This is a genomic window from Bradyrhizobium sp. STM 3557 (genome assembly GCF_045571465.1).
Classification (GTDB): domain Bacteria; phylum Pseudomonadota; class Alphaproteobacteria; order Rhizobiales; family Xanthobacteraceae; genus Bradyrhizobium.
On the sequence record NZ_CP120697.1, the window covers coordinates 4,714,254 to 4,737,970 of the forward strand.

General features: G+C 64.1%; 27 protein-coding genes. 7 read left to right on the plus strand and 20 right to left on the minus strand.

From position 1 onward, the window contains the following. Positions 1-14: 14 nt before the first annotated feature. Positions 15-419: an arsenate reductase (glutaredoxin) gene (gene arsC, locus P6U24_RS21565; RefSeq protein ID WP_407154514.1), complete on the minus strand. Its 405-nt coding sequence runs from the start codon at positions 417-419 to the stop codon at positions 15-17. 169 nt (positions 420-588) lie between these two features. Here arsC and P6U24_RS21570 point away from each other — a divergent pair, with 169 nt between their 5' ends. After that, positions 589-1,737 carry an MFS transporter gene (locus tag P6U24_RS21570; protein WP_407154515.1) on the plus strand — a complete coding sequence of 383 codons (1,149 nt, stop codon included), beginning with the start codon at positions 589-591 and terminating at the stop codon, positions 1,735-1,737. Between the two features lie 3 nt (positions 1,738-1,740). Continuing rightward, entirely contained in the window at positions 1,741-1,920 is a 180-nt protein-coding gene (locus P6U24_RS21575) for a hypothetical protein (protein WP_407154516.1), read from the plus strand. Here P6U24_RS21575 and P6U24_RS21580 read toward each other — a convergent pair. From P6U24_RS21580 to parC, 3 genes are all read right to left on the minus strand, one after another. After that, complete coding sequence (locus tag P6U24_RS21580) at positions 1,911-2,732, minus strand: N-acyl homoserine lactonase family protein (protein WP_407154517.1); 822 nt, start codon at positions 2,730-2,732, stop codon at positions 1,911-1,913. The genes P6U24_RS21575 and P6U24_RS21580 overlap by 10 nt on opposite strands. A gap of 103 nt (positions 2,733-2,835) precedes the next feature. Next, complete coding sequence (locus P6U24_RS21585; RefSeq protein WP_407154518.1) at positions 2,836-3,801, minus strand: cation diffusion facilitator family transporter; 966 nt, start codon at positions 3,799-3,801, stop codon at positions 2,836-2,838. A 240-nt stretch (positions 3,802-4,041) separates the two neighbouring features. Then, positions 4,042-6,294, minus strand: a complete 2,253-nt coding sequence (gene parC, locus P6U24_RS21590; RefSeq protein ID WP_407154519.1) for a DNA topoisomerase IV subunit A — start codon at positions 6,292-6,294, stop codon at positions 4,042-4,044. 490 nt (positions 6,295-6,784) lie between these two features. Between parC and P6U24_RS21595 the strand changes: the two genes are divergently transcribed. From P6U24_RS21595 to P6U24_RS21605, 3 genes are all read left to right on the plus strand, one after another. Beyond that, positions 6,785-7,615 carry an alpha/beta fold hydrolase gene (locus tag P6U24_RS21595; protein WP_407154520.1) on the plus strand — a complete coding sequence of 277 codons (831 nt, stop codon included), beginning with the start codon at positions 6,785-6,787 and terminating at the stop codon, positions 7,613-7,615. Positions 7,616-8,036: 421 nt separating this feature from the next. Continuing rightward, positions 8,037-8,414: a hypothetical protein gene (locus P6U24_RS21600; protein ID WP_407154521.1), complete on the plus strand. Its 378-nt coding sequence runs from the start codon at positions 8,037-8,039 to the stop codon at positions 8,412-8,414. Beyond that, on the plus strand, positions 8,398-8,616 hold the full coding sequence (locus P6U24_RS21605) for a hypothetical protein (protein WP_407154522.1): 219 nt from the start codon (positions 8,398-8,400) through the stop codon (positions 8,614-8,616). Before P6U24_RS21600 ends, P6U24_RS21605 begins: the two co-directional genes overlap by 17 nt. 105 nt (positions 8,617-8,721) lie before the next feature. Here P6U24_RS21605 and P6U24_RS21610 read toward each other — a convergent pair whose 3' ends face one another. The 11 genes from P6U24_RS21610 to rpoZ all read right to left on the minus strand — a co-directional run bounded on the left by P6U24_RS21610 (position 8,722) and on the right by rpoZ (position 18,910). Then, positions 8,722-9,345 carry a glutathione S-transferase family protein gene (locus tag P6U24_RS21610; protein ID WP_407154523.1) on the minus strand — a complete coding sequence of 208 codons (624 nt, stop codon included), beginning with the start codon at positions 9,343-9,345 and terminating at the stop codon, positions 8,722-8,724. Between the two features lie 166 nt (positions 9,346-9,511). Further along, the gene (locus tag P6U24_RS21615) at positions 9,512-10,498 is read right to left on the minus strand and encodes a glutathione S-transferase family protein (protein WP_407154524.1); all 987 of its coding nucleotides are present in this window, start codon (positions 10,496-10,498) and stop codon (positions 9,512-9,514) included. 32 nt (positions 10,499-10,530) lie between these two features. After that, positions 10,531-11,280 carry a DNA repair protein RecO gene (gene recO, locus P6U24_RS21620; protein WP_407154525.1) on the minus strand — a complete coding sequence of 250 codons (750 nt, stop codon included), beginning with the start codon at positions 11,278-11,280 and terminating at the stop codon, positions 10,531-10,533. A 163-nt stretch (positions 11,281-11,443) separates the two neighbouring features. Beyond that, positions 11,444-11,824, minus strand: a complete 381-nt coding sequence (locus P6U24_RS21625; RefSeq protein ID WP_407154526.1) for a hypothetical protein — start codon at positions 11,822-11,824, stop codon at positions 11,444-11,446. A gap of 2 nt (positions 11,825-11,826) precedes the next feature. Continuing rightward, entirely contained in the window at positions 11,827-12,756 is a 930-nt protein-coding gene (gene era / locus P6U24_RS21630) for a GTPase Era (protein WP_407154527.1), read from the minus strand. Further along, positions 12,746-13,675 (minus strand): ribonuclease III, encoded by a 930-nt coding sequence (gene rnc, locus P6U24_RS21635; protein ID WP_407154528.1) that lies wholly within the window; start codon positions 13,673-13,675, stop codon positions 12,746-12,748. Before rnc ends, era begins: the two co-directional genes overlap by 11 nt. Continuing rightward, positions 13,672-14,433, minus strand: coding sequence for a signal peptidase I (gene lepB / locus P6U24_RS21640; RefSeq protein ID WP_407154529.1), 762 nt, complete (start codon positions 14,431-14,433; stop codon positions 13,672-13,674). The genes rnc and lepB overlap by 4 nt, the downstream gene beginning before the upstream one ends. A 362-nt stretch (positions 14,434-14,795) precedes the next feature. Further along, complete coding sequence (gene acpS / locus P6U24_RS21645) at positions 14,796-15,215, minus strand: holo-ACP synthase (RefSeq protein ID WP_407154530.1); 420 nt, start codon at positions 15,213-15,215, stop codon at positions 14,796-14,798. Further along, positions 15,212-15,967, minus strand: a complete 756-nt coding sequence (locus P6U24_RS21650) for a pyridoxine 5'-phosphate synthase (protein WP_407154531.1) — start codon at positions 15,965-15,967, stop codon at positions 15,212-15,214. Before P6U24_RS21650 ends, acpS begins: the two co-directional genes overlap by 4 nt. Positions 15,968-16,050: 83 nt before the next feature. Next, on the minus strand, positions 16,051-18,348 hold the full coding sequence (locus P6U24_RS21655; RefSeq protein WP_407154532.1) for a RelA/SpoT family protein: 2,298 nt from the start codon (positions 18,346-18,348) through the stop codon (positions 16,051-16,053). A 169-nt stretch (positions 18,349-18,517) separates the two neighbouring features. Next, on the minus strand, positions 18,518-18,910 hold the full coding sequence (gene rpoZ / locus P6U24_RS21660) for a DNA-directed RNA polymerase subunit omega (RefSeq protein WP_006612728.1): 393 nt from the start codon (positions 18,908-18,910) through the stop codon (positions 18,518-18,520). 386 nt (positions 18,911-19,296) lie between these two features. On the opposite strand from rpoZ, the gene P6U24_RS21665 reads away from it, so the two are divergent. Next, the gene (locus P6U24_RS21665) at positions 19,297-19,929 is read left to right on the plus strand and encodes an NYN domain-containing protein (RefSeq protein ID WP_407154533.1); all 633 of its coding nucleotides are present in this window, start codon (positions 19,297-19,299) and stop codon (positions 19,927-19,929) included. Then, complete coding sequence (locus tag P6U24_RS21670; RefSeq protein WP_407154534.1) at positions 19,910-20,608, plus strand: uracil-DNA glycosylase; 699 nt, start codon at positions 19,910-19,912, stop codon at positions 20,606-20,608. Before P6U24_RS21665 ends, P6U24_RS21670 begins: the two co-directional genes overlap by 20 nt. Positions 20,609-20,777: 169 nt before the next feature. On the opposite strand, the gene P6U24_RS21675 is transcribed toward P6U24_RS21670, so the two are convergent. From P6U24_RS21675 to dapA, 5 genes are all read right to left on the minus strand, one after another. Next, complete coding sequence (locus P6U24_RS21675) at positions 20,778-21,353, minus strand: peroxiredoxin (protein ID WP_407154535.1); 576 nt, start codon at positions 21,351-21,353, stop codon at positions 20,778-20,780. A 160-nt stretch (positions 21,354-21,513) separates the two neighbouring features. After that, positions 21,514-21,798, minus strand: a complete 285-nt coding sequence (locus P6U24_RS21680; protein WP_407154536.1) for a hypothetical protein — start codon at positions 21,796-21,798, stop codon at positions 21,514-21,516. Positions 21,799-21,850: 52 nt separating this feature from the next. Next, positions 21,851-22,324, minus strand: coding sequence for an SsrA-binding protein SmpB (gene smpB / locus P6U24_RS21685; RefSeq protein ID WP_407154537.1), 474 nt, complete (start codon positions 22,322-22,324; stop codon positions 21,851-21,853). 1 nt (position 22,325) lies between these two features. Further along, positions 22,326-22,742, minus strand: a complete 417-nt coding sequence (gene mscL / locus P6U24_RS21690) for a large conductance mechanosensitive channel protein MscL (RefSeq protein WP_407154538.1) — start codon at positions 22,740-22,742, stop codon at positions 22,326-22,328. 29 nt (positions 22,743-22,771) lie between these two features. Then, positions 22,772-23,662 (minus strand): 4-hydroxy-tetrahydrodipicolinate synthase, encoded by an 891-nt coding sequence (dapA, locus tag P6U24_RS21695; RefSeq protein ID WP_407154539.1) that lies wholly within the window; start codon positions 23,660-23,662, stop codon positions 22,772-22,774. Positions 23,663-23,717 lie beyond the last annotated feature (55 nt).

Below are 23,717 nucleotides of genomic sequence, written 5' to 3' on the forward strand. Positions count from 1 at the left end.
GAACGAAAGCGGGTCTAGCCCGAGCGCGCGACCACCTCACCATCCTCCTTGGTGAAACGTGCGACCGGACGGTCGAGCAGATCGAGCACCAGTTCCGAGGGCCGACAGAGCCGTGCGCCCTTCTCCGTCACCACGATCGGCCGGTTGATTAGGATCGGATGCGCCAGCATGGCATCGAGCAGCGCGTCGTCGCCGCGGGCGGGATCGGCAAGACCGAGTTCGGCATAAGCTGCTTCCTTCTCGCGCAGCAGGTCGCGCACGCGAATCCCCATCGCCGTGATCAGCGCGATCAGCTGCTCCCGGCTCGGCGGCGTCTTCAGATAGTCGATCACCTCGGGCTCCTCGCCGCTCGCCCGGATCATCGCCAGCGTATTCCGCGAGGTCCCGCAGGACGGGTTATGGTAGATCGTCACGCGCATTGAGATGTTTCCCCTCGCAAGCTCGGCCTACGGATAGCGCTCGCATTCGGGCAACCGAGCCCTGCCCTTTTACGATGTTGACGCATACGGCACGCGGCCTGCAAATGCACCTAGCCGCAACTTGGCCGCAGCGGATTCCCATGGCCGCCACGACAGGAGTACCAGCGATTTGAACCGACGCCAGCTCATCATCGTCCTGGCGCTCGGCACGACGCAGACCCTGGCCTGGGCTTCGAGCTATTACCTGCCGGCGATCCTGGCCGATCCGATCGCCCAAGATCTCGGCATCTCCTCCAACTGGGTGTTTGCCGCCTTCTCGGCATCGCTGGTGCTCTCCGCATTGCTCGGCCCGCGCATCGGCCGCCAGATTGACCAGGTCGGCGGCCGCTCGGTGCTCGCCGCCTCCAATCTGGCGATGGCCGCGGGCCTTGCGCTGCTCGGCGTCTCGCAATCGATCTGGACCATGACGTTCGCGTGGCTGCTGCTCGGCTTCGGCATGGGCGCCGGGCTCTATGACGCCGCCTTTGCCGCGCTCGGGCGCATCTATGGCGAGGCCGCGCGCAAGCCGATCACCGGCATCACGCTGATGGCGGGCTTTGCCTCCACCATCGGCTGGCCGCTGACGGCCTTCGGCCTCGCCCATCTCGGCTGGCGCGACACCTGCTTTGCCTGGGCTGCGGCGCAACTCGTGATCGGCCTGCCGCTCAATCTCCTGATCATCCCGCCGGTCCCGGCCGGCGCGAAAAAGGCGGCCGCCGCAGCGACGCCGCAGATCCCGATCGACCGGCCGATGGTGCTGCTCGCCATCACCTTTGCCGCCGCCTGGAGCGTCACCGGCGCGATGGCGGCGCATCTACCTCGCATCCTAGAGGCGACCGGCGCCACGCCGCTGCAGGCGGTCACGGCCGGCGCGCTGATCGGCCCGGCGCAAGTGGCAGCCCGCATCGTCGAAGCTTTCGTGCTGAGCCGTCACCATCCCCTGTTCTCGACCAAGCTTGCCTGCATCACCCATCCGCTCGGCGCCGCCATCATCGGCCTTGCCGGCGGCGGCGCGGCCAGCGTCTTCGCCCTGTTCCACGGCGCCGGCAACGGCGTCCTTACCATTGCGCGCGGGACGCTGCCGCTTGCGATCTTCGGTCCGGGCAATTACGGCTACCGGCTTGGCCTGATCGGGGCGCCGGCACGGATGGCGCAGGCCGGAGCCCCGCTGGCCTTCGGCCTGCTGACCGACCTGCTCGGCGGCAAGGTCCTCATCGTCTCCTCGGCGCTGAGCCTCAGTGCACTGCTTGCGCTCTCGCTGTTGCCGAAGCACAAATAGGCCATGGCAGGGGATCGCAGCTTCAAAGAGCTGGTTCGGTGGGCGACGACCCCGCCGCAGGCCTACCTTGTCTATCTGATTGCGCTGATCCTGGTCTGGGGCATCTCCTTTTATGCCGGGACCTTGAGCCCGAAGAAGGCGCCGCCCGCGCCATCATCCCAGCTCACCACGCCTCACTCATAGAACTCCGGCGCCATCTTCAGCGTGTCGCGCTGCGCCTTGTCGTGATTGATCCAGAGCTGCGCGTGATCGTTCTTCAGAACATCCGCGATCTTCTCCATCGAGGCGACTGTCTGCTCCTTGCTCACATTCAGCGCCGGCACCCGGCGGTTGTCCCAGTTGCTCTTGAAATGTACGGCGTCGCCCGAGAGCACCACGGTGCCGGTCTTCGGCAGCTTGACCAGCAGCGACTGATGCCCCGGCGTGTGGCCAGGCGTCGACAGGATGATGAGGCTGCCATCGCCGAACAGGTCGCGATCGCCCTCCAGCAGAGTCACCGGATGGGCCTTGTTGAAACGCGGTTTGCCGTCGGCGCTGGGCCATTCATATTCCGCCTTCTGCACATAGAGCATCGCGTCCGGAAACAGCTCGACATTGCCGATGTGATCGGGGTGGGTGTGCGACACCGCCATCGCCTTGATATCGGCAGGCTTGACGCCGATCGCCTCCAGTTGGGAGACCAGCGTCTTCGGACGATGCCAGGTCACCGCCTTGGGATCTGAAGGCGCGAGGCCGTTCGGCATCGCCGCGACCGCGTCCGGGATGCCGGTGTCCCACAGAAACCAATCGGAGCCGTGCTTGATCAAATAGCAATTGTCAACGAAGTCCATCGACTGGCCTTCGTTGACGCCGGGCGACCAGCGCGAGATGTCGCCGGCTGCGCCCTCGCCGCAATTGAGGATGTAGAGCTTCTCGACGCCTGATTGGGCCAAGGCCGCCGTGCCGCAGAGCACGCTCGACACCACCAATGCCACCACGCCTGCAATTCGTTTCATCGCGATGCCTCCCGCGTCGTTTGATGTACAGACTAAGGCATCCCACACGACAGCACCGCAACAGAGGCTGGTGCTGACGCCGATTTGATCCGACGACGTCCCCTCACACGACGCTGGCCGGCGCCAGCTTGCAGGCATCGCCGTCGGACTCGACCTGCAAGGTGGCGTGATGAATGTTGAAACGCTGCGACAGGCCCTCGCAGACCCGGTGCAGGAAGGCGTCATTCGAGCCGCCGGGCCGCACCAGATGCGCAGTCAGCGCGGTCTCGTTGGTGCTCATTGCCCAGATGTGCAGGTCATGGACCTCGCTGACGCCATCGAGCGCGGCGAGATAGTCGCGGACCTCGCCCAGCGCGATATCGCGTGGCACCGCGTCGAGCGCCAAATTGACGCTGTCGCGCGCCAGATCCCAGCCGCTGACCAGCACGACGGCGGCGATGGCCAGACTCACCACCGGATCGATCCAGAGCCAGCCGGTCACCATCGTCAACGCCGCCGCGACCACGACGCCGAACGACACGCCGGCATCCGCTGCCATGTGCAGGTAAGCGCCGCGGATGTTGAGATCGTCATGCCGGCCGCGCATGAACAACAGCGCAGTCGCGCCATTGATGAGGATGCCGAGCGCAGCGACCCACATGACCGTTGCGCTAGCCACGTCCGCGGGCGCGCGCAGGCGGTCGATCGCCTCGACCGCGATGCCGCCGACAACGATCAAGAGCAGCGCCGCATTGGCCAGCGCCGCCAGAATCGAGGCGCGCCGGTAGCCATAGGTGTGCCGGTCGGTCGGCTGCTGGCGCGACAGCCACAACCCGCCCCACGCCAAGAGCAGCGCCATGACGTCGGAGAGATTATGGATCGCGTCCGAGATCAGCGCGAGAGAGTGCGCGGCATAGCCGAAGATCAGCTCGGCAATGACGAAAACGCTGTTCAGCGTCACGCCGATGGCGAAGGCCATGCCGAAATTGGCCGGCGCATGACTGTGGCCGTGATGACCATGCGAATGATCGTGGCCGTGTCCATGATCATGATGACCGTGATCGTGGGAATGACTGTGAGAATGGGCCATGCGACAGCTTTCCGCCTGCGATCGCACCTCACGATCGCAGGTTTCCTATATGGCTAGTCGCCGACCGAATACTATTACTCTGCCGCTGTCCTTCGAGACGCCCGGGCTCCTCGGGACGAGGGCTACGCTTGTAGCGTCACCAACCCTGTGGATCCTCATGGTGAGGAGCGCCGCAGGCGCGTCTCCGGACGATGCTTCGCATCGCCTGAGAACCATGAGGCATCTGATGTATCTCGACTCTCACTCGATCGGCTTCAGGAACTTGTTCGACTTCGGCAGGCCCTGCGCGATGCGCCCCGCGTCGGCGCGGTTGCCGCGGTAGTCGGCGAGCTCCTTCCAGGAAAGGCTTTGATCGCGGCCGGACGAATCCTTCCAGGTGAGCCCGTCCTTCTGGTCGAAGGTCGCCACATCAGAGAGCTGCGCGCTGGTGTATTTCTGCAATCGTACGCCGCGGCCGCGCGCCATCTCCGGCACCTGGTCGAGCGGGAAGATCACCATCTTGTGGTTGGTGCCGATGACAGCGACGTGGTCACCCGCGACCGTCGCGATCGCGCGCGCTTCCGCCGGCGCAGACACGTTCAGCACCTGCTTGCCCTTGCGCGTGGTGCCGACGCAGTCATCCTCGCTGACGACAAAGCCTTGACCATCCGAGCTCGCCACCAGGAATTTGCGGCCGCCCTTGTTGACGAACATCGAGACGATCGAGGCGTCCTGGTCGAGATCGATGAACATGCGGATCGGCTCGCCATGGCCGCGGCCACCGGGCAGCTTGCCGACATCGAGCGAGTAGAACTTGCCGTTGCTGGCGAACAGCAGCACCTTCGAGGTGGTCTCGGCGAAGAACGCCTGGCCGAGTTGGTCGTCGGTCTTGAAAGCTAGGTTGGAGAGATCCTCCACATGCCCCTTGAGCGTACGTACCCAGCCCTTCTCCGACACCACGACTGTGACCGGCTCGCGCTCGACGAAGGCCTCCTCGATCGCGGCGAGATCGTGCTCGGGCGCGTCGGCGAAATTGGTGCGGCGCTTGCCGAGCGGCGTCTTCGGCCCGAACATCTCCCGCACCGTCTTGACCTGCTCGCCGACCTTGGCCCACTGCTCGGTCTCGGAGGCCAAGAGCGAGTTGATGCCCTTCAGCTCCTTGCGTAGGTCCTTGTCCTCGGTGCGGATCTCCATTTCCTCGAGCTTGCGCAAGCTGCGCAGGCGCATGTTGAGGATGGCGTCGGCCTGCACCTCGGTGAGATTGAACCGCTTCATCAAGACGGGCTTCGGCTCGTCCTCGGTGCGGATGATCCTGATCACCTCGTCGATGTTGAGATAGGCGATCAGATAGCCGCCGAGAATCTCCAGCCGGTTCTCGATCTGCTTCTTGCGGTAGTTCGAACGGCGCAGCAGCACGTCGCGCAGATGGTCGAGCCATTCGCGCAAGGCCTCGGCAAGGCCCACCACCTTGGGAATACGGCCCTTGATCAGCACGTTGAGGTTCAGCGGAATCTTGCTTTCCAGCTCGGTGAGCCGGAACAGCGATTCCATCATGAGCTCGGGATCGACGTTCTTCGACTTCGGCTCGATGACAACGCGAACGTCCTCGGCCGATTCGTCCCTGATGTCGCCGACCAGCGGCAGCTTCTTCTCATTCAGAAGGTCGGCGATCTTCTCGATCAATCGCGATTTCTGCACCAGATAGGGAATCTCGGTGACGACCACGACCCAGGTGCCGCGCGAGCCCTCTTCCTGCTTCCACTTCGCACGAACACGAAACGAGCCCCGGCCGGTGGTGTAGGCTTCGATGATCGATTCCTTGGAATCGATGACGGTGCCGCCGGTCGGGAAGTCCGGGCCCTTGACCCAGCGCAGCAGCGCGCGGGACTTCGCTTCCGGCTTCTCGATCAGATGCAGCGCGGCGTCGCAGAGCTCGGCCGCATTGTGCGGCGGGATCGAGGTCGCCATGCCCACAGCGATGCCTTGCGCACCGTTGGCGAGCAGGTTCGGGAAGCCGCCGGGCAACACCGCCGGCTCTTTCGACTGGCCGTCATAGTTCGGGCGGAACTCGACGCCGTCCTCGTCGATGCCTTCGAGCAAGAGCCGCGCGACATCGGTCATGCGCGCTTCGGTATAGCGGTAGGCCGCAGCGTTATCGCCGTCGATATTGCCGAAATTGCCCTGGCCGTCGACCAGCGGATAGCGCGAGGAGAAGTCCTGCGCCAGACGCACCATGGCGTCGTAGATCGCCTGGTCGCCGTGCGGATGGAACGAGCCCATCACGTCGCCGACGATCTTGGCCGACTTCTTGAACGCGGTGCCGGGATCGAGCCGCAGCAATCGCATGCCGTAGAGGATGCGCCGGTGCACCGGCTTGAGGCCATCGCGCGCATCCGGCAGCGCGCGGTGCATGATGGTGGAGAGCGCATAGGCGAGATAGCGCTCTTCCAGCGCCTCGCGCAGTGCGACCTCGTGGATTTCAGCCGGCTCCGGCGGCGGTGTTGCTTTTCCCATTAGCTTCGCGCTTTCAGTGGGTTAAGTCGGAGAATCGATGTCCTGGATCAGGTTTGGACCACGCTTTATGCGATTGGGCGGCGCGGTGCAAATCCTGAGCGGCCGCAGTGGCATAGCGGCAGGTGCGCGCGGGGCTCGAATTGCGGCGATTCGGAACCGCACCCCTGCGGCAGCAGCTGACGAATCAATTGGTGCAAGGTGCAAGGCGCGTCCGTTGCTGTCGAGCGATCATCTGGCGGCCGATCCCCTGGCGCCGCACTGAGCAACTGCGCTCCAGCGGCAGCCGCCGCAAAGACCGGCATCGTGACGAGAGGCAATTGAATCGTTCGGAATGACAAAGCAAGGCCTCCTGCTGTGTAGCCTTGTCACCGACATCAGTTAGAACACGCCCATGATGGCGGCAGATAGGTCGGTCGAAGCCGCCGCAATCTTCACTCCATCCCGCTCCTTCAAGGCGGCATGTTCGGCCAAGACAGAAAGGCAGTATCCGATGAGCTCAGGCTTCGTGACGACATCCGACGGCACCCAGATTTTCTACAAGGATTGGGGCAAGGGCCAGCCGATCGTCTTCCACCATGGCTGGCCGCTGTCGGCGGACGATTGGGACGCGCAGATGCTGTTCTTCCTGGACAAGGGCTATCGCGTCATCGCCCACGACCGCCGCGGCCATGGCCGCTCCAGCCAGACCGAGACCGGCAACGAGATGGACACCTACGCGGCCGATGTCGCGGCGCTCGCCGCCAAGCTCGACCTGAAGGATGCCATCCATGTCGGCCACTCCACCGGCGGCGGTGAGGTCGCCCGCTATGTCGCGCGCCATGGCAAGGGCCGCGTAGCCAAGGCCGCCCTTCTCGGCGCCGTGCCGCCGATCATGGTCAAATCCGACAAGAACCCTGGCGGCCTGCCGATCGAGGTGTTCGACGGCTTTCGCGCCGCGCTTGCCGCCAATCGCGCGCAGTTCTTCCTGGATATCCCGACCGGGCCGTTCTACGGCTTCAACCGAACCGGGGCGAAGGTCTCCGAGGGCGTGATCCGCAACTGGTGGCGGCAGGGCATGATGGGCGGCACCAAGGCCCATTACGACTGCATCAAGGCGTTCTCCGAGACCGACTTCACCGAGGATCTGAAAGCGATCGACGTGCCGGTGCTCCTGATGCATGGCGAGGACGACCAGATCGTGCCGATCGACGATTCCGCGCGCATCGGAATCAAGCTGCTCAAGCAGGGGACGCTCAAGACCTACCCGGGCTTCCCGCACGGCATGGCCACCACCCATGCCGACGTGATCAACGCGGACCTGTTGGCGTTCATCAAGGGATAGCTCGAAGCTGCCATCGCGAGCCGGAGGGTCCGCGCCGAGCGCGGCCCGATGACAGGCTCCGCGAAGCGATCCAGAATTATGGAAGAAGATTCTGGATCGCTTCGCCCGCCTCGCTCCTCGCAATGGCGACCCGAAATTGGCCGCCCTCTCCTCCCGTCGTTCCGGGGCGCCGCACGGCGAGCCCGGAAAATGACATTGAATATTGTTGCACCACCACTCGAACATGGCTCGTCGATCCCGCCCTGCTGATAAGTTGAGCAGTTAAAGAATTACAACTCGAAGCCATCATCTGATCACCGGCCGCCGACCGGTGGCCGACTTTCCCCGCGTTTCTACGGTCGGAACTCGCCCTGTCCCAGCGCGTTTTGTTCTATCAAGTAGTCACCGCGTTAGACCCAACCGACCGAAGCATGAGACCTGAATGTCGCGCGTTGACGTCGACGCTAGCGGGGCCGGCAATGGCCCTGGGACACGCGCCCGCGCGTGGATCGAAAGTCTTGGACCCCATCAATCCTTGCTGTTGCTGATCGCACCGGTTTGCCTGGTCGAACCGATGAAGCTCGCAGCGGTGGCGATCGCCGGGCACTGGATTTCCGGCACCGACATGATCGTCGCCACCTATGCTGCGAGCCTGCTGCTGATCGAACGCCTGCTCCTGATTGTCAAACCGAAGCTGCTGATGCTGCCGTGGTTTGCTCGGCTCTGGGCGCGGTTCGTCGCGCTCCGCGCAACCGTCATCAGATCAATCGGCTGGGAGCGCGAGCGCCCCAAGGAGCAGTCCGATGAAAGACTTCTCTGACGCCGCATTCTCTCCCGAAGTCATTGCGCTGATGACCCAGGCGCTCGACGCCGCGGTCTCGGCGCTGCCGGAGCCGGTCAGTTCGACCCATGTCAACCTGCTCGCGCAAGCGGTGCTGCGCGCCGCCAAGGCCGGCGAACGCGACGTCGCTGCCTTGCAGCGGCTGGCGCTGCTCGAACTACAGCTCATGCCGCGGATGTAAGACACAAAGCCGAAACCTCGCGAACCCGATGACCTCAGGAGTTGCCGAGGCCGGGTACGTTGCGGTCCAGAGTGCGTGCCTCGGCCTTGCGGGAGATCCCGCGTCTCAAGCGGCAGCCGATTGCAGGTCCGGCCACGGCTCGGCCCAGGCCGGCAGGCGCATCAGCCCGTCGAGCCATCGCACGATATTGGGAAACGCATCGAGCGGCATCTCCGTCTCGCGCCAGTCCGTCGCCATCGAGGCCAGCGCGAAATCCGCAATGGTGAGGCGGTCGCAGGCGACAGCCGTACGCGATTTCAGATGACCGTCGAGGACGGCCGCGAACGTCTTCAGATTGGGCACCTTGTCGATCAGCGCGGCGCGGTCGGGCTTGCCGAATCCGAATGTCCGCTTGACGATGTGCTCGAAATAAAACGGCCCGACCGCAGGCGCCCAATGACAATCGTTCCATGAGAGCCAGCGCAGCACCTCGACCTGCTCTGGCGGATTTCGGGCCGGCCACATGTCGCAGCTCTCCCTGACGCAGAGATAGGCCATGATGGCGCTGGACTCCCACAACACGGTATCGCCATCGACGAGCACCGGCGCCTTCAGGTTGGGATTGAGCGCGGCAAATTCCGGCGTTTTCAGTTCCCTCCCGATATCAACGAACTCCGCCTGCACGCCGAGATGCTTGACCAGCGCCAAGACACGCCGCGGCGCCTGAGCCTTGATCCAGTAGATTTTCATGCCGGTTCTCCATCCGTGATGACTTCAAGACGAACGGAGGCGGGCCGGATCGACAGCCTTCCCGCAAAAAATTTGGCGTCGCCAATCCCTCACCGAAGGACGATCCGCTGCTCAGCCGGACGTCTCCAGCTCACGTTCGCCTGATGACAGCCCCTGTTCGTCCGTCTCAGGACAGAGACAAGCGCTCTCGCCCGTGCGGCAAGGTGAAATCCTGCTCTGGCCCGACCGGGACGATGCCGGTCGGGTTGATGGTGCGGTGGCTCTCATAGTAATGCCGCTTGATGTGCTCGAAATTCACCGTCGTGGCGATCCCGGGCCATTGGTAGAGGTCGCGCACATAAGCCGATAGATGCGGATAGTCCGCGATGCGGCGTATATTGCATTTGAAGTGGCCGACATAGACCGCGTCGAAACGGATCAGCGTGGTGAAAAGCCGGATGTCGGCTTCCGTCGGCGCATCGCCGAGCAGGAAGCGCCGCGTCGCCAGCCGGTCCTCGAGCCAGTCGAGCGTCGCGAACAACGGACCGATCGCCTCCTCATAAGCCGATTGCGAGGTCGCAAAGCCCGCCTTGTAGACGCCGTTGTTCAGCGTCTCGTAGACGCGGGCATTGATGGCATCGATTTCCCCCTGCAGGGCAGCGGGATAATAATCGCCGGGCATGGCAGCGACACCGTCGAACGCCGAGTTCAGCATCCGGATGATCTCGGCCGACTCATTGTTGACGATGGTGTGCCGCGCCTTATCCCACAGCACGGGAACGGTGACCCGCCCCGAATAGCGCGGCTCCGCGGCGGTATAGACCTGATGCAGGAATTGCGCCTGGTTGATGCTGTCGGGCACGACGCCAGGGCCGTCGGCGAAGGTCCAGCCGTGCTCACGCATCAACCAGTGCACCACCGAAACCGAGATCATGTCGGAAAGCCCCTTCAGCGCCCGCATGATCAGCGTGCGATGCGCCCAAGGGCAGGCCAGGCTGACATACAGGTGATAGCGTCCGGCTTCGGCCTTGAAGCCGCCGGTGCCGCTCGGACCGGCGCTGCCGTCCCGCGTGACGAAGTTGCGAAAGGCGGACTCCTTGCGAACGAAACGGCCGCCTGTCGACGCGGTCTCGTACCAGACGTCGCGCCATCGTCCATCGACGAGCAGTCCCATGCTTGTTCTCCCTGCCGATGCCGGCGGTGCCTCTATGTCGGTGCCGAGCGCGCCCGCATGCGCGCCACCACGTTGATGAAGCCTTCGCGCGCGTCGGAATGGCCCTGCCCGCGCGGCTCCAGCACGTGACGCAGCAGGAACAGCCCGGTAAGGCGGAACCCGTCGGCGAGGTCCTGGTCCGACCAGCCATGATGCGCCTCGCCATCCTCGCGCAGGAAGGCTGGCAACGGCAGCAGCCGGTCGCGCCAGGGTTCGCCGACGCTGCGCGACACCGCGCTGCCGGATTTGGGCGAGACATAGATCAGGTCTGATGTCTCGCCTGTGGCCGCGCAGCTGGACAGATCGAGCCCGAAGCCGAGCTCGGCCAGGATCGCCAGCTCGAACCTGATGATATGGACCGCGGCATCGCCGGCCTCTTCGAAATCGTCAAGCGCATGCGCGAGCTGGGCATAGATCTCCTCATGCGGATCACGCTCCGGCAGCAGCCGCGCCAAGGCGGCGAGATGCGTCACGCCATAGACGCCGTGCGCGGCGGCGATCAGGTTGGCGGCGCGCAGCTCAAGCCCCTCGATCGCATACATGCCGAGATGCTCATCGAGCCGGGCGCGCCACACCGCCCGCACCGTATTGCCCGGTTGCAGGACGGGACGCATCCGCGCCCCGCTGGCGCCGCGCACCAAGCCCAGATGTCGGCCGTGCTCGCGCGTGAGCAGCTCCACGACGGCGGAGGATTCGCCGTGCCGCCGCACGCCTAGCACGATGCCGTCATCGGTCCATTCCATCGCTGCTCGTGCCTATCTTGCTTCCGTCATTGCGAGCCAACGGGTCCGCGCGAACGCGCGGCCCGATGACAGGCTCCGCGAAGCAATCCAGGGACAAGGAGGAAGTCTGGATTGCTTCGTCGCTATCGCTCCTCGCAATGACGGTCACGAATGGCGCACTGCATCAGGCATTGAACCAGCCCCGCGCGTCGCCGGTGAAGGAATAATATAGCCCGATCGTCGTCAGCACGCAGGAGATGATCTCGATGCCGGCATCGAGCGTCATTCCCTTGTCCCGGAGGAACAGCCATAGCGAGATGCTTGCCAGCACCTGCATCACCAGCAGCACCCAGCGCGGCCAGTTCCTGCGGCCCTGCGCCGCCAGATAGACGAAGAATGTCAGGACCGCGATCTCGATGCCGTTCAGGATCGTCAGCACCATGATGGCGGTGTCGGTATTCTCTGCCGTCGGCGAGCGGTCCTGCACGGCCACCGATATCGCGTCCAGCATCAGCGAGATGTACATCAGGACTTCGAACCGCAACACGTTCCTGGGCACGTTCATTACTATTCCCTGGGGAATTCGAGCCCCATCTCACGGTAGCGGTCGGGATCGTCGCCCCAGTTCTCGCGCACTTTGACAAACAGGAACAGATGCACAGTGGCGCCGGTGATCTCCGCGATCTCCTTGCGCGCCTCTGCGCCGATCGACTTGATGGTGGCGCCCCCCTTGCCCAGCACGATCTTGCGCTGGCTGTCACGCTCGACAAAGATGGTCTGCTCGATGCGGATCGAGCCGTCCTTGCGCTCGGTCCAGCTGTCGGTCTCCACGGTCGACTGATACGGCAGCTCCTGATGGAGCTGCTGGTAGATCTTCTCCCGCGTGATCTCGGCCGCGAGCTGGCGCAGCGGCGCGTCCGACATCTGGTCCTCGGGATAATGGAACGGCCCCGGCGGCACCATTTCGGCGAGCGCGCGGCGCAGATCGTCGACGCCGTCACCCGACAGCGCCGAGATCATGAAGGTGCTGACGAAGGCAAGCCGCTCGTTGGCCGTCTTGACCAGCGCCAGCAACGTTTCGCGTGGCACCAGATCGACCTTGTTGACGACCAGGATCTTCCTGTGCGCCACCGAACCCGCCTTGGTCAGGATCGCCTCGGCCTCGGCGTCGAGGCCCTTCTTGGCGTCGAGCAGCACGCAGACGAGATCGGCGTCATGGGCCCCGCTCCAGGCGGTGGTGACCATGGCGCGGTCGAGCCGGCGCCTCGGAGCGAAGATGCCCGGGGTATCGACCAGGATCACTTGCGAGGCGCCCTCGATAACGATGCCGCGGATCAGCGCCCGCGTGGTCTGCACCTTGCGCGAGACGATGGTGACCTTGGAGCCGACCAGCGCGTTGACAAGCGTGGACTTGCCGACATTTGGCGCGCCGATCAGCGCGACGAAACCGCAGCGGGTCTCGGACGGCACTGCAGCAGCCTGGGACTCATCCGTCATTGCTGCCGCCGCTCACGCCTTCACGCTCGATCATCACGGACGCCGCGACCTTCTCTGCCGCCCGTTTGGAGCCGCCAACGCCCTCCGCCGGCTCGAGCCCCGGCAGGTCGACGGCAACGCGGAATTGCGGGTCGTGATGCGGACCGGTGCGCTCGACCTCGCGATAAACCGGGGTCGGCAGGCCCTTGCCCTGCGCCCATTCCTGCAACACCGTCTTCGGATCGCGCAAGGGGCGGCGCGGCTTGTGCATCCGCTCGGTCCAGTTGCGTTCGACGAAGCCGGCAGCGGCCTGATAGCCGCCATCCAGGAAAATCGCGCCGATCACGGCCTCGCAGACGTCGCCGAGCACGGACTTGCGTAAGCGCGCACCCGCGCCGGCGCCGACCGCACCGAGTTTGATGTCGTCGAGCAGGCCGAGCGATTTCGCGACATCGGCACAGCTCTCCTTGCGCACGAGATCGGCGAGTCGCTTCGACAGCTCGCCCTCATCGGCGCTCGGAAAGGCGCGATAGAGCATGTCGGACACGATCAGGCCGAGCACGTGGTCGCCGAGAAACTCCAGCCGCTGGTAGCTGTCGCCGCGCTTCTTGGTCGACTTCAGCGCCGAGACATGGGTGAAGGCCGTCACGAGCAGCGAGGGGTCAGCGAAGCGGTGACCGATACGCCCCTCGATTGCAGCAGCCGCCGCCTTCGCAGCAGACTTCTCGCTGCCCTTCTCCGCGCCTTTTCCCTTGGCTCCCTTGACGCCGCTACGGCTGCGCTTCGTCTTGGGCGACTGGCCGGCGTCGGCTGGCGCAGACTCGGACGCAGACGCTTCAGGGCCTCTGGCGTCCGAACTTCGGGCATCAGACCCCTGCGCGGCCGGATTGGAGGCGGTTGCCGCCTGTGCGATCTGGATATCGGTCGTATCGTCGATCATCGCACGATTTTGAACAGCCTGTTCCAGCGCACCGAGACCGGCCAGCGCCACAACATCCAGGCATGCTCACCTTCGGCAATCGAGAAAAAGATCATTTGGGCCCGGCCGACGATGTTCTCGAGCGGGACATAGCCGACCGCCGACGGCACGCGGCTGTCGTTGGAATTGTCGCGGTTGTCACCCATCATGAAGAAATGCCCCGGCGGCACCGTGTAGACGTTGGTGTCGTCGTAGAAGCCGTGGTCGAAACAATCGAGCGTCTCGTAGCTGACGCCGTTCGGCAGCGTCTCCTTCCAGCGCTTCACCCGCGCGGTGGAATCGACGGCGCCGCAGGGGTCCTCCCCGACATAGTCGCTGAGCCGTTCGCGCTGCACCGGCGTGTCGTTGATGTAAAGCAGCCCGTCCCGCATCTGGATGCGGTCGCCTGGCAGTCCGATCACGCGCTTAATGTAGTCGACGTCGGTGTCCTTCGGCAGGCGGAATACGACGACGTCGCCGCGACGAGGCTCGGAGCCGAAGATCCGCCCCGAGAACAAGGGCGGCGATAGCGGAATCGAGAAATGGCTGTAGCCGTAGGAATATTTGGACACGAAGAGATAGTCGCCGACCAGCAGCGTCGCCTTCATCGATCCCGACGGAATGTTGAACGGCTGAAACAGGAAGGTCCGAATCACGAGCGCGATCAGGAGCGCATGAACGACGACGCGAACGGTTTCGCCGAGGCCGCTCTCAGTCTTGGTTCCGGACGTCACGCTCATGCTTCTTCCAATATCCTTTTGGCGAATCCGCTTCTACCGAACCGGCGTGCCCCTGCGCTACCGACTTTCTTTCGCAGTCCTTATGGCGAATCGGGCGTCGGCGGCCCGCCCGCTCACGACAGACCGCCCGTCCCGCGAACAGCTGCCGTGTCGCGGTTTGCGGGGAGATTCTGTCTTGATTCTGGTGGTCAAGGCCAACTCCGGCGCAAAAACCCGAGTTCACCCATGCAGCCGTTGCTCGATACGCGCGGACTTTTAGACGTTTGTTTCCACGCGCGCAATCAACGGCCGCATCAAAACTTTATAAGCCACTGACTACAATGGATTATTTTAGTTTTACGCGACTCCGCGGAGGACGGGCGTCAGGACCCGCCGGCGCTCTCGGCCGAAATGATGACGAAGGCCTGCGCGAGCGGCCAATCGTCAGTGATGGACACATCGATCCGGGGCTCGTAGCCCTTCGGCGTCAGCGCCTGCAGCCGGGCCAGCGCCCCGCCCGTCAATCGCATGGTCGGACGGCCGCCGGGCAGGTTGACGACACCCATGTCGCGCCACCAGACCCCCTGCCGGATGCCGGTGCCGAGCGCCTTGGCGCAGGCCTCCTTGGCCGCGAAGCGCTTGGCATAGGTGGCAACCACCATGTTCTGGTTCTTGGCCCGCCGTGCGGCCTTGCCGCGCTCGGCCTCGGTGAAGACGCGCGCGAGGAAACGTTCGCCATGGCGTTCCATCACTTTGGCGACCCGGCGGATGTCGATCAGGTCGGAGCCGATGCCCAAAATCATAGCTTGCTCCGGCCCCGGTCCATCGCCGCGCGCATCTGCCGCACCGTTTCGGCGAGGCCGACGAACAGCGCCTCGCCGACCATGAAGTAGCCGATGTTGAGCTCGACGATCTCAGGCAGGGCCGCGATTGTCTCGGCGGTGGCATAATCGAGCCCATGGCCGGCATGGACCTCGAGCCCTGCCGAGCGTGCCAGCGCCGCGCCGGCGACGATGCGCTGCCATTCGGCCTCCGCCTTGGCGGTCTCGCCGTCGGTGATGGCGTCGCACCAGGCGCCGGTATGGATCTCGATCACGGGGGCGTGCAGCCGGGCCGCCGCCTCGATCTGGCGCGGATCGGCCGCGATGAAGAGCGACGTCCGGATGCCGGCATCGTTGAAGCGGGCAATGACAGGGGCCAGCGCATTGTGCTGGCCGACCACGTCGAGCCCGCCCTCGGTCGTCAGTTCCTGCCGCCGCTCCGGCACCAGGCAGACGGCGTGCGGCTTGGTCGCGAGCGCAATGCCCACCATCTCGTCGGTCGCCGCCATCTCGAAATTGAGCGGCTTGGAAATCTCGGCCTTCAGCCGTGCCATGTCGGAATCGCGGATGTGCCGCCGGTCCTCGCGCAAGTGAGCGGTGATGCCGTCGGCGCCGGCCTCGATCGCCAGCAGAGCGGCGCGCACCGGATCCGGCGCAGCCCCGGCCCTGGCATTGCGCAGGGTGGCGATGTGGTCGACATTGACGCCGAGGCGCAGCGGGGCAGCTTTGGACATCGAAGGACTCGCAAGAACGTCAATAAGGCAGTCCGACAGCTCTACCCTATCTTCAGCCGCGGCGCCGCACCGAATGCAGCAGATTAGCCATTCACGCGGTCGACCCTAGCGACGATGGTCTTGGCGCGGAGCTGGTTGATGATCGCGCTGAGATGTTTGAGGTCATAGACCTCGAGATCGATGGTGAGCTCGGTGAAATCGGGCGAACGGCGGCTCATGCTGATATTGTCGATGTTGCCGTCATGCTCGGCGATCACGGTCGCGACCTGGGCGAGGCTGCCGGGCTCGTTGACGTTCTCGACCCGGATGCGGGCCGGAAAACGCTGCGGCGAGGCTTCGTCGACGTCCCAGCGCACGTCGAGCCAACGCTCCGGCTCCTCCTCGAAATCCTTCAGCGCTGGCGATTGGATCGGATAGATCGTGATCCCCTCGCCCGGCGTGACGATCCCGACGATGCGGTCGCCGGGCACCGCGCCGCCATTCGGTGCGAATTTGACCGGCAACCCTGAATTGATACCACGGATCGGAATCGCCGAAGGCGCGCGATGCGGGTCCGGCGGCGCCTTCACTGCCGCCGCGGCGGGCGCCGGGCCTTTCTTGGCCCCGTAGCGCACCACCCGCTCTTCCTTGTAGTCGGGATACATGGCGCGGGCGACGTCGGAAGCCTTGATCTCGCCGCGGCCGACCGCCGCCATCACATCGTCGATCGAGGCGCGCGCCAGCCGCGGCAGCGCGCCCTTCAGTTTGTCGTCGGCGTATTCCAGCTTGGTGCGCTCGAACAGCCGCTCGACGATGCGCCGCCCGAGCCCGGCATATTGGTCGCGCACCGCGGTGCGGGTGGCGCGGCGGATCGCCGCGCGCGCCTTGCCGGTCACCGCGAGCGATTCCCAGGCCGAAGGCGGCGCCGACTGCGCGTCCGAGGTCAGAACCTCGACCTCGTCGCCGTTCTGCAGCTCGGAGGACAGCGGCGCGAACTTGCCGTTGATCTTGCAGCCGACCGCGCTGTTGCCGACATCGGTGTGCACGGCATAGGCGAAGTCGATCACATTGGCGTGGCGCGGCAGCGCGATCAGCTTGCCCTTCGGCGTGAAGCAGAACACCTGGTCGTGGAACAGCTCGAGCTTGGTGTGTTCGAGAAACTCCTCCGGATTTGCGCTCTCCGACAGGATGCCGATGGTGTGGCGCAGCCAGGCAAAGGCGTTGGATTCCCGCTTCAAAAGCTCGGTCGGCGAGCCGACGCCGTCCTTGTAGAAGGCATGGGCAGCAATGCCGAGCTCGGCGATCTGGTCCATCTCCTCGGTGCGGATCTGCAGCTCGACCCGCTGCTGCCCCGGGCCGATCACTGTGGTGTGGATGGAGCGGTAGTCGTTCTGCTTCGGAGTCGAGATGTAGTCCTTGAAGCGGCCCGGAACGACCGGCCACGTGGTATGTACGATGCCGAGCGCACGATAGCAGCACGCGACATCCGGCATGATGACGCGGAAGCCGAAGATGTCGGACAGCTGCTCGAAGCCGACCGACTTGCGTTCCATCTTGGTCCAGATCGAGAAGGGCTTCTTGCGCCGGCCGGTGACGCGGGCGCTGAGCCCGTTGTCGCGGAACTTCTTGGAGAGCTGGCTTTCGATCTCACTGATCAGGTTGCGGTTGCGTTCGGTGAGCGCGTCGAGCCGCTGCATGACCACATTGTAGGCATCGGCGTCCAGGGTGCGGAAGGACAGGTCCTCCAGCTCCTCGCGCATCTCCTGCATGCCCATGCGGCCTGCCAAGGGCGCGTAGATATCGAGCGTCTCCTCGCCGATGCGCCGCCGCGACGCCTCCGGGACGAACTCCAGGGTCCGCATGTTGTGCAGCCGGTCGGCAAGCTTGACGAGCAGCACCCGCACGTCGTCGGCGATGGCAAGCAGGAGCTTGCGCAGGTTCTCGGCCTGCTTGGCCTCGCGCGACACCAGCTCCAGCCGCTTCAGCTTGGTGAGGCCCTCCACCAGCGCGCCGATCTCGTGGCCGAAGATCTGGTCGATCTCCGCCCGTGTCGCCTCGGTATCCTCGATGGTGTCGTGCAGCAACGCCGCGACGATGGTGGCGTCGTCGAGCTTGAGGTCGGTCAGGATCGCCGCGACCTCCAGCGGATGGGTGAAATAGGGATCGCCGGACGCACGGGTCTGCGAGCCGTGAGCCTTCATGGCGTAGACATACGCGCGGTTGAGCAGGTCCTCGTTGGTGTTGGGGTTGTAGGAACGCACCCGTTCCACGAGGTCATATTGCCGCATCATCCGCGACCGCGGCGTCTTCGGCGTGCGCGGTTGCACGGGCTGTTGCGACGCCGCGACAACCGAATCGGCTGCGGCGTGCATCTGCGGTGGGCTCTGGCGCGAAGCCGCCATGAATCAAAGGCCTTTATCTCGGAAATTGGAACGCAAGCGCCCGCTTCGGGCGCGGTGCAGAGCACATGGTAACCACGAAATCACCTGCAAATGCAAAGGCCCGGACACGGTCCGGGCCTCGCATTTGCTTGAATTGATTTGAGATCGGAGGCGGCGATGCCGTAAGCCCTCACTCGTCCTCTTCGGGCTGCTCCTCGGGCGGAGCCAGGCCCTCGAGGCCCTTCAGGAGCTCCTCCTCGGTCATCCGCTCGACCGCCACCTCGGTGTCGTCGGCATCCACGCTGGCGCCTGCCGAGCCGATCAGCGGCACCGTATCGGGCTCCGGCTCGTCGACCTCGACGAACTTCTGCAGCGAATGCACCAATTCCTCTTTCAGGTCCTCCGGGGAGATGGTTGAATCCGCAATCTCCCGGAGTGCCACAACCGGATTCTTATCATTATCTCGGTCAATCGTAAGTTGTGAACCCGACGAGATCATGCGGGCGCGATGGGCCGCCAGGAGAACGAGGTCGAACCGATTGTCCACCTTATCAATGCAGTCTTCCACGGTGACGCGCGCCATTGATGTCGCTCCGGTCTTTCGTTTGCGTAATTTGCTGATTATGTTGGGGTAGTTATAGGGACTGCTCGCTTTTCGCAAGGCTTATCTGGCGGGCGGCCTCCTGACGCGCTCGGAACGCTCCTCTTCTGGAATTGTCTGGTCTCGGGCGGCCGAATGGGCAGAATGCGGCTTTTGGACAAGAAAACGCTTTATTGCGTCGTCAAAAGTGCAGCTTTGTTACCCTGACTACTCCCGTTTGCGGTAGCGTCACACCTGACGGTCCGCGCGACTTGGCAATACGACTTGGCAGTGCGACTTGGCAGCGCGACCTGACAGTACCTTAACAAATGCGCTGGCTGCTCCAGCCGCGCCAAAAAACAGAAGCTCAACTCAACGCGAGAAACTGAATGTCATCTTCTACCAACAAGATTGCGCTCTTCATTGACGGCGCCAACCTCTATGCGACGGCCAAGACGCTCGGTTTCGATATCGATTACAAGCGCCTCCTCAAAGAATTCCAGAGCCGCGGCACGCTGCTCCGCGCTTTCTATTACACGGCGATCATTGAGGATCAGGAATATTCGTCGATACGGCCGCTGATCGATTGGCTCGACTACAACGGGTATACCGTCGTCACCAAGGCCACCAAGGAATTCATCGACGCCTCGGGCCGCCGCAAGGTGAAAGGCAACATGGACATCGAGCTCGCGGTCGATGCCATGGAGCTGGCCGAGCATATCGACCAGATGGTGCTATTCTCGGGCGACGGCGACTTCCGCTCACTGGTCGAGGCGATGCAGCGCCGCGGCGTTCGCGTGACCGTGATCTCGACGATCTCCAGCCAGCCGCCGATGATCGCCGACGAGTTGCGCCGCCAGGCCGACGTCTTCACCGATCTCGTCGAGCTGCAGTCCAAGCTCGGCCGCGATCCGTCCGAACGCCCGGCGCCGCGCGAGCCGCGCCATCATTCGCCGCAGTTCCTGCAGCGCGCGACCCCGGTGGCTCCGCGTGGCGGCAACGATGACGATTTCGACGATTAAGAATAAAAAAACCGGAACCGGCGCGGTTGCGTCCGGGACTGCCCACACCCTCCCCACCGCGCCCGATCGCGACTGTCCGCTCTGCCCGCGCCTTGTGGATTTCCGCAATGCGCAGCGCGCGCGCGAACCGTCATGGTTCAACGCACCTGTGCCGTCCTTTGGCGACGCGGGTGCGCGGCTCCTGGTCGTCGGGCTCGCCCCGGGGTTGCAGGGCGCCAATCGGACCGGCCGGCCTTTCACCGGCGATTATGCCGGCGACCTGCTCTACAGCACGCTGCTGCAGTTCGGCTTCGCCAAAGGGCAATTCCTCGCCCGTCCGGACGACGGCCTGACGCTGGTCGACTGCCGGATCAGCAATGCCGTGCGCTGCGTGCCGCCGCAGAACAAGCCGCTGCCGGCCGAGATCAATCATTGCCGGACATTTCTTGCCGCCACGATCGCCACCATGCCGCGCCTGCGCGCAATCGTCGCGCTCGGCCGGATCTCGCACGACACGCTGCTCAAGGTGTTCGGCCTGCGCGCCGCGGCCGCGCCGTTCGCCCACGGTGCGGTTCACCAGGCGGGCCATCTCAGGCTCTACGACAGCTATCACTGCTCACGCTACAACACGAACACCGGCGTTCTCACCACCGAGATGTTCCACCAGGTGTTCGCGCGGGTGAAGGCTGAGCTGGATTAGACCTCGCAGGTCTCGTAGGGTGGGCAAAGCGAAAGCGTCCCCGCCATTGCAGCCTTGCCCCACCATGCGCTCATCATGAGCTTCGTCATTGCGAGAAGCGAAGCGACGAAGCAATCTAGACTTCCCGTTCGTCTCTGGATTGCTTCGCTTCGCTCGCAATGACGGCGCTCTACGCCCGATTGTCCTTAAGCCAGGCCAGCACATCCGCCGCGTTCCGGTCGGGTGGAAACACCGGATAGAACACGTGCGTGATCCGGGCGTCATCGACGATCAGCGCCAGTCGCTTGATCATCGTCAGCCCCGCCACCTCCATGGTCGGCAGATCGAGCGCGCTCGTCAGCTCGAGTTTCTCATCCGACAGCACCGGAAACGGCAGGTGCAGCCGCGAGGCCATCTCGATCTGGTAGTCGTTGCTCTGCGTCGAGAGGCCGAACACGTGCGAGGCGCCGGCGGCCTTCAGCTCGCCGAACAGGTCGCGGAAGGAGCAGGTCTGCGGTGTGCAGCCGCGGGCGCCCGGGATCATGTCCCAGTCCTCGACCAGCGCCACCTTGCCGGGCTCGCCGGTGCGCGGATAGCCGAAGACCACCGAGCGTCCCTCAAGTTGCGACAGCGTCACCAGCCGGTCGTCGGTGGCCCTTAGCCCGATCGGCGGGATCGTCATGCCGACAAGATGCGCAGCCGCGCCGTCGTCGTGAGGGGCCGGAATCTTGCTCCAGTCGACGTCCTGCAGGCTCTTCTGGTTCATCACGATGTCCCTTGGACAAGATGCGCGGACCTGTCGCGCGGAAGGTGGTGTGCTCCCGCTCTCCCGGTTCCTACCGCGCCAGCGACGAGCTTCGCTCGCGCTGAAAGGGTTGGGGTGAGGGGCAGACGCTTGCTCGGTGCATATCGTTAGTCCTGTCCCCTCACCCAGATTGCATCTGACGATGCGAACCGACCTCTGGATCTCGTTCAATGAACTCGCGCGGAACACAGAATGAGTGGCCGCTGTAGTAAGCTACATCTGTGTCGTCGACAGTCGTACCGAATCCAAGCCAATAGTAGCCATAAGCGTCGATTTCACTCACCTCGCATGATTGGCCAACAAAGCTGCGCATTTCCGTTTGCTCGCTCGCGGGCAGGTCATGCACCAGCCAATCAGGCAATCCAAGCAGCCTCACACGGTCGCCAACCTGAATGTCATTCGACACCTTAGCACCTCAGAGTCCTGCTGATCCTTCCCCGCAAGCGGGGAGAGGTGAACTAGCCCCTCGCCCTTAGCAGGCGGCCCTTCTCGCGGCCCCAGTCGCGCTTCTTCTCGCTCTCGCGCTTGTCGTGCAGCTTCTTGCCCTTGGCGACGGCAAGCTGCAGCTTGGCCCGGCCTCGCTCGTTGAAATAGAGTTTCAGCGGGATCAGCGTCATGCCCTCGCGCTCGACAGCACCCATCAGCTTGTTGATCTGCCGCCGGTGCAGCAGCAGCTTGCGCGGCCGCTTCGGCTCGTGATTGAAGCGATTGGCCTGCAGATATTCGGGAATGTTGGCGTTGATCAGCCAGATCTCGCCGTCGCGGGAATCGGCATAGGATTCAGCGATCGTCGACTTGCCGCCGCGGATCGACTTCACCTCGGTGCCGGTCAGCGCGATGCCGGCCTCGATGGTGTCCTCGATCGCATAGTTGAACCGCGCCTTGCGGTTCTCGGCGACGACCTTGATTGCGGGTTCGTTCTTCTCAGCCACGTCAGGCCTTCTTCAGGAGATCGCGAATTTCGGTCAGCAGTTCGACCTCACGCGAGGGTTTTGCCGGCGGCGGTGGCGCCGTCTCCTGCAGCCGCTTGAGCTGATTCATCAGGCGGATCACGATGAACAGCACGAAGGCGACGATCAGGAAATTGAGCGTCAGGGTGATGAAATTGCCGTAGGCCAGCACCGCGCCCTGCTTCTTGGCATCGGCTAGATTGGTCGCGGTCACGGCCTTGGACAGCGGGAGGAAGTAGTTGGAGAAATCCAGCCCGCCGGTCGCCGCGCCGATCATCGGCATGATGATATCGCCGACCAGCGAGTTGACGATGGCGCCGAAGGCCGCGCCGATGATGACGCCGACCGCGAGGTCGACGACATTGCCCTTCATCGCGAACTCACGAAACTCCTTCAGCATCGATCACCCCGCTGATGACGCGAACGACCTCAGTTGATCAGCCCGGCATGCACCATCGCTGCGCGCACCGCGACACGGGTCGGCTCGGATGCCGGCACCATCGGTAGGCGCAGCTTCTCGTCCATCTTGCCGAGCAGCGACATCGCATATTTGATCGGCGCCGGGCTCGACTCCATGAACAGGTTGGTGTGCAGCGGCATCAGCTTGTCGTGGATCTTCAGCGCGGTCGCGTGATCGCCCTTCTGCCAGGCGGTGTGGAACTCCGAGCACAGCCGCGGCGCGACGTTCGAGGTCACCGAGATGCAGCCATGGCCGCCATGCGCCATGTAGCCGATGATGGTCGCATCCTCGCCGGAGAGCTGGTTGAAATCCTCGCCCATCGCGGCGCGCTGCTGCGACACCCGCACCATGCTCGCGGTGGCGTCCTTGACGCCGGCGATGTTCTTCAGCTCGAACAGCCGCTTCATGGTATCGACGGACATGTCGATCACCGAGCGCGGCGGGATGTTGTAGATGATGATCGGGATGCCGATCGCGTCGTTGATGGCCTTGAAGTGCTGGTACATGCCCTCTTGCGTGGGCTTGTTGTAATAAGGCGTCACCACCAGCACGGCATCGGCACCGGCCTTCTCCGCATGCTGGGCGAGCTCGATCGCCTCCTTCGTCGAGTTGGAGCCGGCTCCTGCAATCACCGGGACGCGGCCCTTGGCCTCCTCGATGCACCACTCGACCACCCGCTTGTGCTCGTCGTGGTTCAGTGTGGGGCTCTCGCCGGTGGTTCCGACGGGAACGAGGCCGTGGGTGCCCTCGGCGATCTGCCAGCCGACAAGTGAACGGAAGGCGGCCTCGTCCAGAGATCCATTCTTGAACGGGGTCACCAGGGCTGTGAAAGAGCCCCGGAAATTGGTCTTGGCCGCCATCAAACTCCTCCCGGACGCAAGCTCGCGCGCCGATTTTTGCCGAAACGCCACTTCA

Coding starts and splice junctions, on each gene's coding strand:
- arsC (WP_407154514.1), bottom strand. CDS start 419: ATGCGCGTGACGATCTACCATAACCCGTCCTGCGGGACCTCGCGGAAT.
- P6U24_RS21575 (WP_407154516.1), top strand. CDS start 1,741: ATGGCAGGGGATCGCAGCTTCAAAGAGCTGGTTCGGTGGGCGACGACC.
- P6U24_RS21580 (WP_407154517.1), bottom strand. CDS start 2,732: ATGAAACGAATTGCAGGCGTGGTGGCATTGGTGGTGTCGAGCGTGCTC.
- P6U24_RS21585 (WP_407154518.1), bottom strand. CDS start 3,801: ATGGCCCATTCTCACAGTCATTCCCACGATCACGGTCATCATGATCAT.
- parC (WP_407154519.1), bottom strand. CDS start 6,294: ATGGGAAAAGCAACACCGCCGCCGGAGCCGGCTGAAATCCACGAGGTC.
- P6U24_RS21595 (WP_407154520.1), top strand. CDS start 6,785: ATGAGCTCAGGCTTCGTGACGACATCCGACGGCACCCAGATTTTCTAC.
- P6U24_RS21600 (WP_407154521.1), top strand. CDS start 8,037: ATGTCGCGCGTTGACGTCGACGCTAGCGGGGCCGGCAATGGCCCTGGG.
- P6U24_RS21605 (WP_407154522.1), top strand. CDS start 8,398: ATGAAAGACTTCTCTGACGCCGCATTCTCTCCCGAAGTCATTGCGCTG.
- P6U24_RS21610 (WP_407154523.1), bottom strand. CDS start 9,345: ATGAAAATCTACTGGATCAAGGCTCAGGCGCCGCGGCGTGTCTTGGCG.
- P6U24_RS21615 (WP_407154524.1), bottom strand. CDS start 10,498: ATGGGACTGCTCGTCGATGGACGATGGCGCGACGTCTGGTACGAGACC.
- recO (WP_407154525.1), bottom strand. CDS start 11,280: ATGGAATGGACCGATGACGGCATCGTGCTAGGCGTGCGGCGGCACGGC.
- P6U24_RS21625 (WP_407154526.1), bottom strand. CDS start 11,824: ATGAACGTGCCCAGGAACGTGTTGCGGTTCGAAGTCCTGATGTACATC.
- era (WP_407154527.1), bottom strand. CDS start 12,756: ATGACGGATGAGTCCCAGGCTGCTGCAGTGCCGTCCGAGACCCGCTGC.
- rnc (WP_407154528.1), bottom strand. CDS start 13,675: ATGATCGACGATACGACCGATATCCAGATCGCACAGGCGGCAACCGCC.
- lepB (WP_407154529.1), bottom strand. CDS start 14,433: ATGAGCGTGACGTCCGGAACCAAGACTGAGAGCGGCCTCGGCGAAACC.
- acpS (WP_407154530.1), bottom strand. CDS start 15,215: ATGATTTTGGGCATCGGCTCCGACCTGATCGACATCCGCCGGGTCGCC.
- P6U24_RS21650 (WP_407154531.1), bottom strand. CDS start 15,967: ATGTCCAAAGCTGCCCCGCTGCGCCTCGGCGTCAATGTCGACCACATC.
- P6U24_RS21655 (WP_407154532.1), bottom strand. CDS start 18,348: ATGGCGGCTTCGCGCCAGAGCCCACCGCAGATGCACGCCGCAGCCGAT.
- rpoZ (WP_006612728.1), bottom strand. CDS start 18,910: ATGGCGCGCGTCACCGTGGAAGACTGCATTGATAAGGTGGACAATCGG.
- P6U24_RS21665 (WP_407154533.1), top strand. CDS start 19,297: ATGTCATCTTCTACCAACAAGATTGCGCTCTTCATTGACGGCGCCAAC.
- P6U24_RS21670 (WP_407154534.1), top strand. CDS start 19,910: ATGACGATTTCGACGATTAAGAATAAAAAAACCGGAACCGGCGCGGTT.
- P6U24_RS21675 (WP_407154535.1), bottom strand. CDS start 21,353: ATGAACCAGAAGAGCCTGCAGGACGTCGACTGGAGCAAGATTCCGGCC.
- mscL (WP_407154538.1), bottom strand. CDS start 22,742: ATGCTGAAGGAGTTTCGTGAGTTCGCGATGAAGGGCAATGTCGTCGAC.
- dapA (WP_407154539.1), bottom strand. CDS start 23,662: ATGGCGGCCAAGACCAATTTCCGGGGCTCTTTCACAGCCCTGGTGACC.